Raw genomic sequence first — 14,364 nt, 5'->3', positions numbered from 1 at the left:
GATTTCCTTAATGATGCTGGGTCACGGTAAGTAATCTGATTCCATCAGCGCTTTGCTCGTTCTGTAACCCATAAAAACGAGCTCTGTCCAGAATGCCAGCCGCCCAGCGGCGATGTGTGGCGGGTTCACACATTGCTCCCTGCGACTTAAACACGGCCTGGGTAGAGTTCAGGATCCGCAGAGCGTCAGAATGCTCACCCTGAGTGACCATCAGCGCGTTTTGAATGACCTCTATCTGACCCGGGTGAATGGCCGTTTTCCCAACAAGCCCATGTGCCATATCAAGAGCCAGCTCTCTGGCCATAACGGCATGATCGTCAATATGCTCACATACGGGCGCGGTCAGGGCAAAATCACGCGGGCCGAAGACCGAAACGAGCATTTTGATGACGTAGCCCATCGGGCTGTCATACAGCGTCAGGTCCCGGGGACGGCGAAGCGACACAACGTTCATAAGATCGTTGCCGCCGATTCGAAGCGCAATAATGCGGTCGTGGCAGGGATGTTCCACCAGATGGGTGGCCAGCTCGCGCATCTGAACCACGTCAAAGACGTCTTCTGTTTCCAGCGTTGGCATCATGCACAGGTGAGTCCCGCCCATGATATCCCACCATTCAGCTAACGAACTGAGGGTAAATTTCGGCAACACAAACCCGTCGACAGCGGAAAGATCATAATGCGCTTTTAACCATCTGCCCATTTCGGCATGCCGGGGGCGAATGAACACCAGAGGCCAGTCATTTTTACCCAGGCTACGCATGCTGTTACTGAGCTCGTGCAGCAGGTGCTCCAGATTTTTGAGGGCGACGGGGATGTCTGCTTCACTGACAGCATCCTCCAGGCAAATTACCAGAGAGCGCAAACCCGGGATTTTCCCGTGCAGGACGGCATCAGCAATATCTTCCCGTGTTGCAGGCATGTATAGCGTGGCTCCCAGATTCCAGGGAGAAAGACGATTTTTCATCAGAGTACCTTCTTGATAATGGTTACAGCCCGATACTGGCCGAGGGTTCCCCCCATTTCTGTAACAACTATTCCCTTTTCACGAGCAAGCCCTACAAGCAAGGCAACGTCCGGGTCGTCAATAGAACGCACAAATACATGGTCCGGTACCCGACGTAATACAGCCCGGGTTGCTTCAGCAATACCGGGTTTAATACGATTGACGCTGTCCACTTTAAATTCATCGGCCAGGAACGCGATAACGTCGCGACTTGTCTGCCACAAGGTCCGGGCTGACTCCGTATTCCAGCTCAGGGGAGCGAGGGATGTCGGTGTTAACTTCTTACGGAAATGAGCGACGGTATCGACAAGCATCCGGCTGCATTCGAATTCACTGAGATGCTCGCAAACCATGCACCCATGTAATCCTTCAGAGGACCATACTGACCGGGAGATAAGGCCTGACACCGGCGCACCCATGATGCCAAAAGGAATGAGCCAGTCATCATCACTGGCTGCAAGCCAGGAGCAGCCACAGGGATCGGCCAGGACAACCAGTCGCGGCTGCTCAGGATAGCCCGGGCGATCTTTCAGTGCGCGTACAAGCTCTCCGGTAATTGCGCCTTTACCTGTCCATCCGTCAACAAAGACAATACCGCTGGTACCATGCCGCTCTTCAATGACGTCGAGGGCTGCACCGTCAATTCCACGATCCCGGATGATGCTGATACCGTAATGCCATGAGGTTTTCCCCATGTCACGCAGGGCCTGGTGCAGCATAACGCCGAGCGGCACGCCAGCCCTGACAAGACTGGCCAGTACAATGGGCTCATCACCGAAGCGTTCGGCCAGAGCAATAGCGAGCTGTGTGACTTCTTTTGCAAGCCTCTCTGCGCCCCGATCCAGCGCCCGGTGAAACAAATCAAGATGCCATTGTGTTGGCGCTGGCTCCTGGCTGAGCATGTCTGAATAATGTTTCTTCCCGGACTGAATCAGCTCTTCTTTTTGATCAACCGGCGTCATCTCAATGACAACCGGCTTTAGAAGAAATTCCACGTCACCGGGCTGGTATGAGCCGGTAAATGTGTCATGTGGCTGCATTTTCATTTTCTCCAAAAATTCGCTGTGAAATGGCATCTGCAAACTGACTCTGACGCGGGATGCCAAACCAGCTGCACAGTTTCATAAAACGATGATCGCTCAGGCTGTCGCCCAGACCAATTACGGGGAAAACGCCGCGTTCAGCCCGAAGTTTTTCAAGCAGCCAGCTGACGGCCAGCCCTTTCTCAACCGGGGTGGGAAGCCAGGCCACGTTATTACTGTTGCGGTGGATATAGAAGCCCTCGGTCGGAAACACCGTTTCTATCTCATCTGCAATGGCATTGAGCTCGTCAAGGCGGGTGCTGTCGCGGTGTTTCATCACCATATAAACCGCCGTTTCACCGTATTCGAAGTTCAGTCTTGCCCAGGCATTAATCCCTTTTGCGTCCATCATTTCAGTGATCAGACGCTGCATCGATGTCAGCTTTTCCTGATAGGGAGCCAGCTGGCCGAGCATATGGGCCTTCCACTCCTCGTCGGGGTTGCCTTCAGGCGTGAGAATGACGGCCCCGTGCGTGGTGATTGCCCAGGAGTGGAAAGGGATCCGTACGCGGCTGATTTCTTCAGTTCCCCGTGCGGTAACGGGAATGAGTTCAGCCTGCTCCAGAAGCCAGTCCACTAACATGGACTGTTCTTCCGTCATAAAGCTTCGTGGATTCAGGGTGCGATCAACGGCACCGGTACGGAATGGCTCCAGGGCCAGCTCGTCCACCATTTTACGACGGGTCTGAAAGAGCGTGTCGTCAAGGTCGCTCAGAACAACGGGTTTATTCATAGGTAACAATCTCCACGACGGCCGCAACCTCAGCCAGCGCTTTAAGAAGCTGCGTGTCAATACTTTCTGCGGGTGTCTCAGTACACACAAGAATGCGGTCAAACTGCTGGTGGGCGACGTTATAGACAAAATTGGGGATGCCCAGCCCGTAGTTATCCGTAAAGGAAATGGCGGACTCAATGGCATAACCAACGGCGATAGGGGAGCGGGTGGTCGATCCATAAAATGCCTGTGCTCCGGCAGCTTCGAGCCGTTCAGCAAGCAGGAACGGCTCCCAGACGAATTCCCCGGTCCCGAGAACCAGAATACGTTCCCCCTTGTGGACGGAGACCTCATGGCCGAGATCGGCCGCAGGTGCGAGCATCCCCAGTCGGCCCCAGGACTGTTTTCCCTGGATGTCCCATTCTCCTCGTGAAGTTACGTTGACTTTCGGCATGTCCGGGACAGGTGCATCAGGTAATGGGGTCCATCCCCACTTACCGCTTACAAGAGAAACCGAAGTGACTGGTAAGGTGCTGCGCTCGGACAAGGCTTTGCCACTCCAGTCGGTAAGCGTAACGGCTATAACCTGTTCAATATGTTGAAGCTTGCCGGTATTACGCAGGGCTGAAAGCAGGTTAATAAAGGTATTACCGGTGGTTGCCTCGTCATCAATCAAAACCAGCGTTCGTGCGTTGGTAACACGACGTCTTTTCTCTTCATCATCTGGCAGATAGATCAGATGATCGGTGGCGTGGCTGTGTTCTTCCTTGAACTCGCAAAGCAACGTGCCATCAACCGGGTGACGGGTAGAGGTCAGATAGACAGATTCAGGATGCTGGTGGCGCACTTCATCAAATACACCGGCCCCAAGCCCAACGGCGGTTTCAGCCATACCGATAAACAGTACGGGTCCTGTCAGTGTCGAGGGGAACTGGCTGGCAAGCTGTCTGTAGGCCTGCCGCATGACTGAGGGTGGCACGGGAATGTGCCTGCCGAGTACTTTGCTGACAAACAGAAAGGCGCGTTTCGGGTTACGTCTTTCAGCGATGTCAAACAGGTCATCGAGCGAAACTTCACCCTGGTCGCGGGTTACCTGAATCGTACCGCATGAGAGGGTACGGCGATAAATCATATCTTCGAGGATATCAGACATAAATACGCCTTAATTCAGAAGGTTAGAGAGTGATTCCGGGTATGCAATTACATCCGTAATGGATCTCACCGCAACCGGAGAAAAGGTGTTTTTAGCGCTCTGGCGCACCATATCTTCAGACATCAGACCGAGCTTAAAGGCAGCAAATAACCCAGGAAGGTTCACCCCGCTGTGAAGGGTATAACCCACCCCCCCTGACGGACGCATGTTGGTTTCAAGCAGCACCGGGTTGCCATTCACATCGTTTCGCGTCTGAACATTCACCAGCCCGTCGGCCTTCATAACCCTGGCGCAGTCACACGCCAGTTCCCAGGCGCTTCCTTCGTTTACCAGATACTGGATAACCCCTTCCTTACGGCGTCCCACGGCTGCGAGTATTTCGCCCTTATCCGCGAGGATATCGACGGAAAATTCCGGGCCTGGCAGGTACGGCATCAAAACAAGGGGTTTAAACGACTCAGCAGCTGATGCTGCTGCAATATACTGTTGCGGACTGACCAGACGATGTTCGGGATGATTAAAGACGGCCATAGGCGAAGCACTGTCATCAAAGCGCCAGAATCCCATGCCATAGATACCCGTCACCGGCTTCACGCATACCGGGCTGTCAGTGAACGGCGGGGCCGCGAGGTGTGTTTTTAATTCTGCCAGCGTATTCACCCGCCAGGATGGTACGACCGGGAGACCCTTTTGCTCCATAAACTGAGCAAAAGTAACTTTTTCGTCAGCCAGAGTTAACCAGTCGACGCCCGTTGCACCGGTAGTAAGGGTGGCACCGGTCGATTCAATGGCTGAACGGTGTTCTTCAAACCACTGGCTGTTACGGCCAGTATGAATATGGTGGATGCCGTAGGACTGAATGGTTTCCTGGATAAACTGAAGACGTTTTTGAGGATCTTCAGGTTCAGTCAAAGAATAGTCGGCAACGGAAAGGATTTCATTTCTTTCGTTACGGTGGGAGGCAAAAACGGTAATGGCAAAATTATTTTTTTTTGCAAATGATTTTACCCCCTGAATAATATCTCGCTGGGAGGATAAACCTTCCATAAACCAAATTTTCTTGTTCATTTTTTTTAATTATCCGGAACGCCATGCAAATTTATGATTGAGAAGTGAGTCTATGAGTGTCTAAGCTACATGTCAATCATAATATGATTTATAACTCCTGTGGTTATGGAGTGCGTCAGGTTTTTTGGATTCCTGATAACACATTGATATTTAAATTAAACTTAGAAAATTAACACCCTGAAAAGGATTTCTTTTTGTGTTTTTACAGAAAACTACCAAAATTTCCCTTGTCAGAGAACTTCATCATGATATGATTTTCTTCGTCAGTTACTAAATATACCTTTGATTGTCTCGGTCATTACCATTTTAAGGAATAAAACATGGTTTCATTAGTTAAGAACCAGACGGTATCACTCAGCAAAGAATCATCTGCATTAAGCCAGCTTCATTTCGGTCTCGGTTGGGATCCGGTTAAGAAAAAAGGTCTTCTTGGAGGATTGTTTGGAGGCAACGACTCAATCGATCTCGATGCTGGCTGCGTATTAATGGACAGCACCGGTAAAACAATTGACACCATCTGGTTCCGCAAACTGGAATCCACCTGCGGCGCTGTTGTGCACAGTGGCGATAACCTGACCGGTGAAGGTGACGGTGACGATGAGGTGATTAATGTCAACCTCTCCCGACTGCCTGCAAACGTTGAATACCTGGCGTTTACGGTAAACAGCTTCCGTGGTCAGTCGTTCAATGACGTCGAAAACGCGTTCTGCCGCGTTGTCGATCAAACCGGCAAAGAGCTGGCTCGCTACAAGCTGACTGAGCAGGGCTCACATACCGGGATCGTTATTTCTTCGCTGCGCCGTAATAACGGCAACTGGGACTTTACCGCCCTTGGCCATGCCTGTCGCGGCCGCACAATTGACGATATGCACTCCGATATCGTTTCAGCGGTTATCCGCTAATGAACCTGACGCCGGGGGGCAATGCCCCCGTTCCAGCCCAGGAGTTGCGGGTCCGGATCACCTCGGGCGGCCAGGTGGATGCTTCGGCGTTTCGCCTGTATGCCGACGGGAAGGTGCAGGGTGATGCGGACATGGTGTTCTATGGTCAGCCACGTAACGATGATGGTACCGTCAGCCTGGTCAGTGAAGGCCAGTACTCAACCTTTACTGTCGCGCTCAACCGGCTGAAACCTGATGTCCAAAAAATTGCGTTCACCGTGACCTGTGACGGTGGGCAGACGGTGTCCGGTCTTCGTAATCTTTCCATCGACGTGGAGCAAGGGGCTACCGGCCTGGTTAGCGGCAGTGTCGAATTGAGCGGCCGTCAGGAAGCAGCCTTAATTCTGGGTGAATTTTACCGTCGTAATAATGACTGGAAATTCCGCTTTGTTGCGCAGGGGTTCAACGGTGGACTTAAACCGCTGGCAGAGCATTTCGGCGTAAATATTGCCGACGAACCGGCTCCCGCAGCCCCGACTCCTCCGGTTGTAACCCCTCCGCCAGTTGAGACAAAAATCAGCCTGAGCAAGGTATCGCTGACAAAAGAGAAGCCTGCAATCAGCCTGACCAAACGGGATAACTTCGGTGAAATCCGGATCAACCTGAACTGGCACCGGGGCAGCGGCAAATCAGGCTTTGCAGGCATGTTCGGCTCCAAAGGAATCGACCTGGATCTGGGGGCCTTTGTTGAGCTTCAGGACGGGTATAAATCGGTCATTCAGGCGCTCGGTAATGCATTCGGTGATTATCGCGATGAACCGTATGTTCAGCTCAAGGGCGATGACCGGACGGGTGATGTATCAGACGGCGAGTGGCTGCATATCAATGGACGTGAATGGAAGCATATCCGCGAAGTGCTGATTTACGCCTTTATTTATGAAGGTGTTCCCAGCTGGGACAAGACTGATGGTGTGGTCACCATTCATGTGCCGGATCAACCGCCCATTGAGACCCGCCTGACCGAAGGTGAAAACCGTCGCACATTGTGCGCCATTGCCAGACTCGTAAACGAAAACGGCGCAATTAAAGTCGAGCGAATTAACCAGTACTTCAAAGGCCAGGACGAAATGGACCGGGCATTTGGCTGGGGATTTCGCTGGAGCGCCGGTTCTAAATAACACAGCAACAAAGGAAACAGGTATGAGCTTTTTCGACAAAGTTAAAGGTGCCATTAACTCAGGCCGTGACGAACTGACCCGCCAGGTTGGCCGTTTCAAAAACAAAAAATTCATGCAGGGCACCGTTGCTGTATGTGCCCGTATTGCCGTATCGAGTGACGGCGTAAGTTCGGAAGAAAAGCAGAAAATGATGGGCTTTCTGCGCTCTTCAGAAGAGCTGAAGGTCTTCGATACCAATGAGGTGATTGAGTTCTTCAATAAACTGGTTTCAAGCTTCGATTTCGATGTTGAAATCGGCAAGGGCGAAACCATGAAATACATCCTGGCGCTGAAAGATCAGCCTGAGGCCGCTCAGCTGGCCTTACGTGTTGGTATTGCCGTTGCGAAAAGTGACGGTAACTTCGATCAGGACGAGAAACTGGCCTCCCGCGAGATCGCTATCGCGTTGGGCTTCGACCCGGCTGAATTTGGCCTCTGATCCACATCCCTAAGGGTAAAATATGGTTTCCACACACATCGGCTTCCCGACTGAAACGGTCATTGTTTTTATTGCGCTTTCAGTCGGTGCCATCTTTATTGACCTGTTTATGCACCGTGATGACAAGCCTATTTCGCTGAAGAGTGCGGCGCTCTGGTCCGTATTCTGGGTTGTGGTTGCGATGGCATTTGCCGGTTTCCTCTATATCCACCACGGTGCTGAGGTTGCCAGTCTGTTTGTCACGGGTTATGCGCTGGAGAAAGTGCTGTCGGTCGATAACCTGTTCGTCATGATGGCCATCTTCTCCTGGTTCGCCGTTCCGGATCGTTATCGCCACCGTGTTCTCTACTGGGGGATCATTGGTGCCATTGTCTTCAGGGGCATCTTTGTCGCCATCGGTACGAGCCTGCTGAGTCTGGGGCCGTATGTTGAAGTTGTCTTCGCTATTATCGTTGCCTGGACAGCGGTCATGATGCTTAAAAGCGGTGATGACGATGATGAAATTGAGGATTACTCCCAGCATCTGGCTTACCGCATGGTTAAACGCTTCTTCCCTATCTGGCCGAAGCTCAGAGGGCATGCCTTCCTGCTTAACCAGAAGGAAGTGGATGCTGAACTGGCGAAACCAGAAAACAGCGATGTCACCATTGGCCGTGGTAAAAAAGCGGCGCTGTATGCGACCCCGCTGTTCCTGTGTGTGGCTGTGGTTGAACTCTCGGACGTAATGTTCGCGTTTGACTCGGTACCGGCAATCATTGCCGTCAGTCGTGAACCGCTTATCGTCTATAGTGCCATGATGTTTGCTATCCTGGGCCTGCGTACTCTGTACTTTGTCCTTGAGGCACTGAAACAGTACCTGGTTCATCTGGAGAAGGCCGTTATCGTGCTACTGTTCTTCATCGCGGCAAAACTCGGCCTGAATGCGACCGATCACATCTGGCATCATGGTTACAGCATCGCGGCAACAACCAGCCTGTATGTTGTACTGGGTGTACTGGCGCTGGGCATTCTCGCAAGCGTCATGTTCCCGGGCAAACCTGAATCTGAGGAAAAGGGGAGTTAATCCCCTTAAGTGTTAACCTGAACAATTACTAATCGAAGAGGTTATTTTATGAGTGTTTCTCTTTCCAAAGGCGGGAACGTCTCCCTAAGTAAAGCAGCTCCGTCAATGAAAAACGTCCTGGTGGGCCTTGGCTGGGATGCGCGTTCAACAGACGGTCAGGACTTTGACCTGGATGCTTCAGCATTCCTGCTGGCCTCAAACGGCAAAGTGCGCGGCGATTCAGATTTCATCTTCTATAACAACCTGACGTCATCCGACGGTTCCGTAACACACACCGGCGATAACCGCACCGGTGAGGGCGATGGTGATGATGAATCGCTGAAAATTAAACTGGACGCCGTCCCGTCTGAAGTTGACAAGATCATCTTCGTTGTGACCATCCACGATGCTCAGGCTCGTCGCCAGAGCTTTGGTCAGGTATCCGGTGCGTTTATTCGTCTGGTTAATGACGATAACCAGACTGAAGTCGCTCGCTACGATCTGACCGAAGATGCGTCCACTGAAACCGCCATGCTGTTTGGCGAGCTGTATCGCCACAATGGTGAGTGGAAATTCCGCGCAGTAGGCCAGGGTTATGCTGGTGGTCTGGCATCTGTATGTGCTCAGTACGGCATTAACGCGTCCTGATCGAAAAGTAACTTTTCATATCCGGGGCTGTTAATTCAGCCTCATTCAACTGTTTGCAGGAGCTAAAAATGGCAGTTTCTCTCGTAAAAGGCGGCAACGTATCTCTGACCAAAGAAGCACCAACCATGAATGTCGCTATGGTTGGTCTGGGCTGGGATGCCCGTGTAACCGATGGTCAGGGTTTTGACCTTGACGCTTCCGTATTCGCAGTAGGTGAAGACGGTAAAGTGCTGTCAGATGCCCATTTCATTTTCTTCAATAATAAAACCAGCCCTGATGGCGCAGTAGAGCACCAGGGCGACAACCGTACCGGTGAAGGCGACGGCGACGATGAGCAGGTCAAAATTGATCTGACCAAAGTCTCAGCAGACATCAAAAAACTGGTGTTTGCCGTTACCATCTATGATGCAGAAGCTCGTAAACAAAACTTCGGCATGGTGAGCAACAGCTTCATGCGCGTTTACAACAACGACAACGGCACGGAAATTGCCCGTTTCGATCTGTCTGAAGACGCCTCAACTGAAACCGCAATGGTCTTCGGTGAACTGTATCGCCATGGCGCTGAGTGGAAGTTTAAAGCTGTCGGCCAGGGTTTTGCCGGTGGCCTGTCAGCGCTTGCTTCCCAGCACGGCGTCAATGTCTAAAAGACGCTGAGTCTGACCCCGGCAATGCCGGGGTTTTTTTTGGGTAACGATCCGCTATCAGCTGTTGAATCTGAGAAAGGGGGCCGGGCGTTTTCAGAAAGCAGAGTAATGTTAATTCTGGCGTGAACCTTTTTGCAGGATCCGGGTTTATCTATGGTTGCTGGTTAAGCCAGTATTCCGTGCCTTATATCAACAGCATGCCCCTCGGATATATGTTACTTTTGCGATTTATGAAGGAACGGGATCTGGAACATAAGATACCCGGGCAATGAAAATTCAAATTCAACAGGTATAGAAACTTCAGCGTGATGAAATATGGTGTCACACCATATTTACGCCTCACCGAATATCCAGCGTCCTGAACTAAGCCTGGGGAACATATATAAACGCTGCGCTTTAAAAATAATCAAAAATCAGGAGAGTTAATATGAATCTACAATCCGGGTAATGATACCAACGTGTTGATTTCGTATTTTCACTGACACCAGGATCATCCTGATGTTACAAGGATTGAATGACTACAGATTAAAATAGTCATCAACAGGTTGACAGCATTACCGGTAACCCGTTTCAGCTCTTTCTGGAGACGGTGGATCTCGGCCTGAGCATCTGACTGTTCTTTATTAGTGGAAGAATCCGGACCGTACTTCTTTATCCATGCATAAAGGCTGTGGGTGGTGATATCGAGACGTGTTGCAACTCTGGAAACAGAATAACCGCGATCAACAACCTGTTTGACTGCTTCAGTTTTAAACTCTTCGGGATAACGCTTACCGCTCATGGGCACCTCTCTTTAAGCCATCTTAAATGACTCTGAGGTGTCTGTTAAACCCGTGGCGATTCATTTTAGGCATAAAAAAAGACCTCAGTTGAGGTCTATTTACATACTGTTGGTGCGAAGGCCGAACTCGAATCGGCTCTTCATTAACTAACTCTGGCAACGTTTCCATCCAATCGCAATCCATCCAAATAGTCCCCATACCACTGCATCATCTCTTTCCTCCCTTCAAGATACTGCGCATGGTTATAGGTCCCGCGAATCGCGTTCTTGTCCACATGCGCGAGCTGGGTCTCAATCCAAGCAGTGTTGAATCCTTCCTCATGCAAGATTGTGCTCATGGTGTGACGAAAACCATGTCCGGTTGCTCTCTTATCGTAACCAATCCTTTTAATAACCATATTGATGCTGGCTTCGCTCATTGGTTTATTAACATCGTTTCGACCTGCAAAGATAAACTGGTAAGTACCGGTCAATTGCTTTAGTTGCCGAAGTGCTGCTAAGGATTGAGCAGAAAGGGGCACTATGTGGGGTCGCCTCATCTTCATTCTACTTTTCGGTATTTCCCAGATATGGTTTTCGAAGTCGATTTCACTCCATTCTGCCATACGTAATTCGACGGTTCGTAAGCCCGTAAGCATGAGTAGTCGGGTCGCCAGAAGCGTTACTAGACTGCCGGTGTATTGTGAAAGCTTTTGTAAAAACTCGGGTAGCTCAGCAGCAGTAAGAAAGGGATAATGTTGTTTCTCGTACCCCTGTAAAGCACTACCAAGATCAGCCGCAGGGTTGTACTCGGCTCGGCCAGTAACAATAGCGTAACGGAACACTTCGCTACAACGTTGGCGCACTTTACTGGCAAGCTCCGGCGCACCTCGCTTTTCCATACGCTGCAATACAGACAGAAGCTCCAGTGGCTTTATCTCATTAACCGGCTGCGATCCAACAAAGGGAAATACATTGTTTTTGAAGGCCCGGTTAACATAGTCAGCGTAGTTTTTTGACCAGCCAGAAACTTTTGCGTTGTACCACTCAACCGCTATCGCTTCAAAAGTATTCGTAACCGATAGTTTTTGGGCAAGTAGTTCGGCTTTTTTAACTTCACCGGGATCTTTATCATTTGCCAATGTTTTTCTCGCTTCATCGCGCTTAGTGCGGGCTTCCGCAAGTGAGATGTCAGGATAGGTTCCGAACGAGAGTTTTTTCTCTTTACCGGCAAATCGATACTTCATTCGCCAGTACTTTGAACCGTTAGTATTGACCATGAGATAGAGCCCTCCGCCATCAGCGAGTTTATAGGCTTTATCTCTGGGCTTTGCAGTCTCGACCTGACGAGCATTCAGTGGCATTTGGGGGCCTCATTTTCCGTTGAACAGGATAAGCCCCCACTTAGGCCCCCAAACGTTTATTGATTCACGTAGATATGGGTAGACTTCAGTTGACGTCGCATAGCCTGAGAAGAGGGGTTATGGCTGATTATAAAAGGTTTTTATTGAATTCGGTAGACATCAGGAGAGTTATATCTGGTGTCCCCTGCAGGAATCGAACCTGCAACTAGCCCTTAGGAGGGGCTCGTTATATCCATTTAACTAAGGGGACGAGGCGGCACGAGTATAACGTTATTTACACTTTGCGTTAAGCGCATTGCCGCCTGACTGCTCAAAGAGTCACCATTCATGCCGATTTTTTTGTCGATTTATCATCATTTTCCCGTGCCTTAAGCTCTGCTTTGCGTTTGTTCGACATGTCGTTACGGATTTGCGCATGGCTCAACAGCGCGAAGATGAATGTCCCGCCGCAGATGTTGCCCGCAAGCGTCGGCAGGGCGAATGGCCAGAAAAAATCGCTCCAGTGAAGTGTGCCATTAAAGACCAGATAGAGTATTTCAACGCTACCCACCACGATATGCGTCGTGTCAGCCAGCGCAATCAGCCAGGTCATCAAGATGATTACCACAATTTTAGCGCTGCCGGCTGAAGGAAACATCCAGACCATCGTGGCGATAATCCAGCCGGAGATGATGGCATTGGAGAACATTTCAGCTGGCGTATTTTTCATCACATCCATGCCAATTTTCACAAACGCATCGCGGGTGGGTTCATCAAATATCGGCATATATTCAAATGCCCAGGCCGCGACGCCTGTACCGATGATATTGCCCAGCAGGACCACGCTCCACAGACGCATCAGTAAACCGAAATTACCGAGGGTAGGGTTTTGCATTACTGGCAGAACGGCGGTAACGGTGTTTTCCGTAAACAGCTGCTGCCGCGCCATGATGACGATAATGAAGCCGAAGGTATAGCCGAGATTCTCGAGTAAAAACCCGCCGGGCACACCTTCCAGTTGCACATGAAAGATGCCTTTAGCAAGCAGAGAAGCCCCCATTGAAAGCCCGGCAGCGATAGCTGACCAGAATAGGGCCATGGCATCACGTTCCATCTCTTTTTCGCCATCCTGGCGAATATGCTCGTGGATCGCCATCGCGCGGGAGGGGAGGCGATCTTCGTCAACTTCTATCTTCTTGCCGCGGGCTTTCTCTTCGCTCTCAATTTCAATCTTCTCATTACTTTTTCCCACTTTTTCTTCGCCTACTTCTTTCATAATTACTCCCGCAGGTTGATTTTCTTCTAAGCGTAGCGGTTTTTATTGGGCTGCCTGTGGGGAAGCTCTTAAATTGGTGGCAATAGCAACAAAGGTGAGACATCTCTTTCAAACACATTATAAAATTGCCAGCGAAACGAATTCCAAAAGCCAGGCTATGCTGAGATCAGAGTCACGCTGGTTACTGCCCGTAATTGTGCTCATGGACATCGGTAAACGTGCTGTTACAATCGCTTGCATGTTTACAGGCGGAGCATTAAAGGCTCCGTTACGGATGGCAATCAACGATAGCCAAACTGAACAGGGAGATATTTATGAAACTTCGGCTGTCGGCGCTTGCGCTGGGTGCGACGATGCTTGTGGGCTGCGCCAGCTCTGGGGAGCAAACGGGACGCTCCGATCCTCTCGAAGGATTTAACCGCTCAATGTATAGCTTCAACTACAACGTGCTGGACCCGTATGTGGTTCGCCCGGTGGCAGTGGCATGGCGCGATTATGTTCCGCAACCCGCGCGTAATGGGTTAAGCAATTTTACCAGCAACCTCGAAGAGCCTGCGGTAATGGTGAACTACTTCCTGCAGGGTGACCCGTATCAGGGGATGGTGCATTTTACTCGCTTCTTCCTGAACTCTCTGTTGGGGATGGGGGGCTTCATTGATGTTGCAGGTATGGCCAACCCGAAACTGCAGCGTGAACAGCCGCACCGGTTCGGTAGTACTCTGGGGCATTATGGCGTAGGTTACGGCCCGTATGTCCATCTGCCGTTCTATGGCAGTTTCACCGTCCGTGATGATGGTGGCGATATGGTGGATACGCTGTATCCGGTTCTGTCGTGGCTAACCTGGCCGCTGTCGATTGGTAAATGGACGGTGGAAGGGATTGAAACACGTGCGCAACTGCTCGACTCTGATGGTCTGCTGCGTCAGTCTTCTGACCCGTATATTATGGTTCGCGAAGCGTACTTCCAGAATCATGACTTTATTGCCAACGGCGGTAAGCTGAAGCCGGAAGAGAATCCAAACGCGAAGGCCATCGAAAACGAATTAAAAGACATTGATTCGCAGTAAATAAAAAAGGTGAGCGATGCTCACCT

Annotated in this window: 14 protein-coding genes, 1 tRNA gene and 1 pseudogene; 7 read left to right on the top strand and 9 right to left on the bottom strand. The window is 50.7% G+C overall.

Annotated features, from left to right (window positions below):
• Positions 1-7: 7 nt before the first annotated feature.
• Genes ACLHV8_RS15530 through ACLHV8_RS15510 form a run of 5 tightly spaced genes read right to left on the bottom strand, consistent with a single transcriptional unit; the run spans position 8 to position 5,021 of the window.
• Positions 8-964, bottom strand: coding sequence for an HpcH/HpaI aldolase/citrate lyase family protein (locus ACLHV8_RS15530; protein WP_000797367.1), 957 nt, complete (start codon positions 962-964; stop codon positions 8-10).
• A complete protein-coding gene (locus tag ACLHV8_RS15525; protein WP_410376981.1) occupies positions 964-2,043 on the bottom strand; it encodes a cysteine protease StiP family protein in 1,080 nt (359 codons plus the stop codon). The genes ACLHV8_RS15530 and ACLHV8_RS15525 overlap by 1 nt, the downstream gene beginning before the upstream one ends.
• Positions 2,030-2,818, bottom strand: a complete 789-nt coding sequence (locus tag ACLHV8_RS15520; RefSeq protein WP_049120898.1) for a hypothetical protein — start codon at positions 2,816-2,818, stop codon at positions 2,030-2,032. The genes ACLHV8_RS15525 and ACLHV8_RS15520 overlap by 14 nt, the downstream gene beginning before the upstream one ends.
• Entirely contained in the window at positions 2,811-3,953 is a 1,143-nt protein-coding gene (locus ACLHV8_RS15515) for a phosphoribosyltransferase domain-containing protein (RefSeq protein ID WP_001280115.1), read from the bottom strand. The genes ACLHV8_RS15520 and ACLHV8_RS15515 overlap by 8 nt, the downstream gene beginning before the upstream one ends.
• Before the next feature lie 9 nt (positions 3,954-3,962).
• Positions 3,963-5,021, bottom strand: a complete 1,059-nt coding sequence (locus tag ACLHV8_RS15510; protein WP_012695441.1) for an ATP-grasp domain-containing protein — start codon at positions 5,019-5,021, stop codon at positions 3,963-3,965.
• A 320-nt stretch (positions 5,022-5,341) separates the two neighbouring features.
• Here ACLHV8_RS15510 and ACLHV8_RS15505 point away from each other — a divergent pair, with 320 nt between their 5' ends.
• The 6 genes from ACLHV8_RS15505 (at position 5,342) to ACLHV8_RS15480 (ending at position 9,892) form a co-directional block, all read left to right on the top strand.
• Positions 5,342-5,923: a tellurium resistance-associated protein TerZ gene (locus ACLHV8_RS15505; protein WP_000254137.1), complete on the top strand. Its 582-nt coding sequence runs from the start codon at positions 5,342-5,344 to the stop codon at positions 5,921-5,923.
• Entirely contained in the window at positions 5,923-7,080 is a 1,158-nt protein-coding gene (locus ACLHV8_RS15500) for a TerD family protein (RefSeq protein WP_001054786.1), read from the top strand. Before ACLHV8_RS15505 ends, ACLHV8_RS15500 begins: the two co-directional genes overlap by 1 nt.
• Positions 7,081-7,102: 22 nt before the next feature.
• A complete protein-coding gene (locus ACLHV8_RS15495; RefSeq protein WP_000007449.1) occupies positions 7,103-7,558 on the top strand; it encodes a tellurite resistance TerB family protein in 456 nt (151 codons plus the stop codon).
• Between the two features lie 22 nt (positions 7,559-7,580).
• A complete protein-coding gene (gene terC, locus ACLHV8_RS15490) occupies positions 7,581-8,621 on the top strand; it encodes a tellurium resistance membrane protein TerC (protein ID WP_000255079.1) in 1,041 nt (346 codons plus the stop codon).
• A 48-nt stretch (positions 8,622-8,669) separates the two neighbouring features.
• Complete coding sequence (terD, locus tag ACLHV8_RS15485) at positions 8,670-9,248, top strand: tellurium resistance membrane protein TerD (RefSeq protein ID WP_000116680.1); 579 nt, start codon at positions 8,670-8,672, stop codon at positions 9,246-9,248.
• A 68-nt stretch (positions 9,249-9,316) separates the two neighbouring features.
• Positions 9,317-9,892: a TerD family protein gene (locus ACLHV8_RS15480; RefSeq protein WP_020996162.1), complete on the top strand. Its 576-nt coding sequence runs from the start codon at positions 9,317-9,319 to the stop codon at positions 9,890-9,892.
• Positions 9,893-10,451: 559 nt separating this feature from the next.
• On the opposite strand, the pseudogene ACLHV8_RS15475 reads toward ACLHV8_RS15480, so the two are convergent.
• The 4 genes and pseudogenes from ACLHV8_RS15475 to ACLHV8_RS15460 all read right to left on the bottom strand — a co-directional run.
• Positions 10,452-10,673 (bottom strand): annotated as a pseudogene (locus ACLHV8_RS15475) (transposase); the annotation flags it as partial.
• A gap of 143 nt (positions 10,674-10,816) precedes the next feature.
• Positions 10,817-12,016, bottom strand: a complete 1,200-nt coding sequence (locus ACLHV8_RS15470) for a tyrosine-type recombinase/integrase (RefSeq protein ID WP_007851503.1) — start codon at positions 12,014-12,016, stop codon at positions 10,817-10,819.
• A 175-nt stretch (positions 12,017-12,191) separates the two neighbouring features.
• A tRNA-Arg gene (locus tag ACLHV8_RS15465) sits at positions 12,192-12,266 on the bottom strand.
• Positions 12,267-12,341: 75 nt separating this feature from the next.
• Complete coding sequence (locus ACLHV8_RS15460) at positions 12,342-13,271, bottom strand: formate/nitrite transporter family protein (protein WP_208594190.1); 930 nt, start codon at positions 13,269-13,271, stop codon at positions 12,342-12,344.
• Positions 13,272-13,585: 314 nt separating this feature from the next.
• Here ACLHV8_RS15460 and mlaA point away from each other — a divergent pair, with 314 nt between their 5' ends.
• Complete coding sequence (gene mlaA / locus ACLHV8_RS15455; RefSeq protein ID WP_028016194.1) at positions 13,586-14,338, top strand: phospholipid-binding lipoprotein MlaA; 753 nt, start codon at positions 13,586-13,588, stop codon at positions 14,336-14,338.
• Positions 14,339-14,364: the final 26 nt, after the last annotated feature.

This window comes from Enterobacter sp. CPE_E863 (assembly GCF_046521465.1).
Lineage (GTDB): Bacteria > Pseudomonadota > Gammaproteobacteria > Enterobacterales > Enterobacteriaceae > Enterobacter > Enterobacter adelaidei.
This window is presented reverse-complemented; position numbering and strand designations above follow the sequence as displayed.

What these genes read in the sequence shown, in the direction of transcription:
- ACLHV8_RS15530 (WP_000797367.1), bottom strand. Translation starts at nt 964, where the DNA reads ATGAAAAATCGTCTTTCTCCCTGGAATCTGGGAGCCACGCTATACATG.
- ACLHV8_RS15525 (WP_410376981.1), bottom strand. Translation starts at nt 2,043, where the DNA reads ATGCAGCCACATGACACATTTACCGGCTCATACCAGCCCGGTGACGTG.
- ACLHV8_RS15520 (WP_049120898.1), bottom strand. Translation starts at nt 2,818, where the DNA reads ATGAATAAACCCGTTGTTCTGAGCGACCTTGACGACACGCTCTTTCAG.
- ACLHV8_RS15515 (WP_001280115.1), bottom strand. Translation starts at nt 3,953, where the DNA reads ATGTCTGATATCCTCGAAGATATGATTTATCGCCGTACCCTCTCATGC.
- ACLHV8_RS15510 (WP_012695441.1), bottom strand. Translation starts at nt 5,021, where the DNA reads ATGAACAAGAAAATTTGGTTTATGGAAGGTTTATCCTCCCAGCGAGAT.
- ACLHV8_RS15505 (WP_000254137.1), top strand. Translation starts at nt 5,342, where the DNA reads ATGGTTTCATTAGTTAAGAACCAGACGGTATCACTCAGCAAAGAATCA.
- ACLHV8_RS15500 (WP_001054786.1), top strand. Translation starts at nt 5,923, where the DNA reads ATGAACCTGACGCCGGGGGGCAATGCCCCCGTTCCAGCCCAGGAGTTG.
- ACLHV8_RS15495 (WP_000007449.1), top strand. Translation starts at nt 7,103, where the DNA reads ATGAGCTTTTTCGACAAAGTTAAAGGTGCCATTAACTCAGGCCGTGAC.
- terC (WP_000255079.1), top strand. Translation starts at nt 7,581, where the DNA reads ATGGTTTCCACACACATCGGCTTCCCGACTGAAACGGTCATTGTTTTT.
- terD (WP_000116680.1), top strand. Translation starts at nt 8,670, where the DNA reads ATGAGTGTTTCTCTTTCCAAAGGCGGGAACGTCTCCCTAAGTAAAGCA.
- ACLHV8_RS15480 (WP_020996162.1), top strand. Translation starts at nt 9,317, where the DNA reads ATGGCAGTTTCTCTCGTAAAAGGCGGCAACGTATCTCTGACCAAAGAA.
- ACLHV8_RS15470 (WP_007851503.1), bottom strand. Translation starts at nt 12,016, where the DNA reads ATGCCACTGAATGCTCGTCAGGTCGAGACTGCAAAGCCCAGAGATAAA.
- ACLHV8_RS15460 (WP_208594190.1), bottom strand. Translation starts at nt 13,271, where the DNA reads ATGAAAGAAGTAGGCGAAGAAAAAGTGGGAAAAAGTAATGAGAAGATT.
- mlaA (WP_028016194.1), top strand. Translation starts at nt 13,586, where the DNA reads ATGAAACTTCGGCTGTCGGCGCTTGCGCTGGGTGCGACGATGCTTGTG.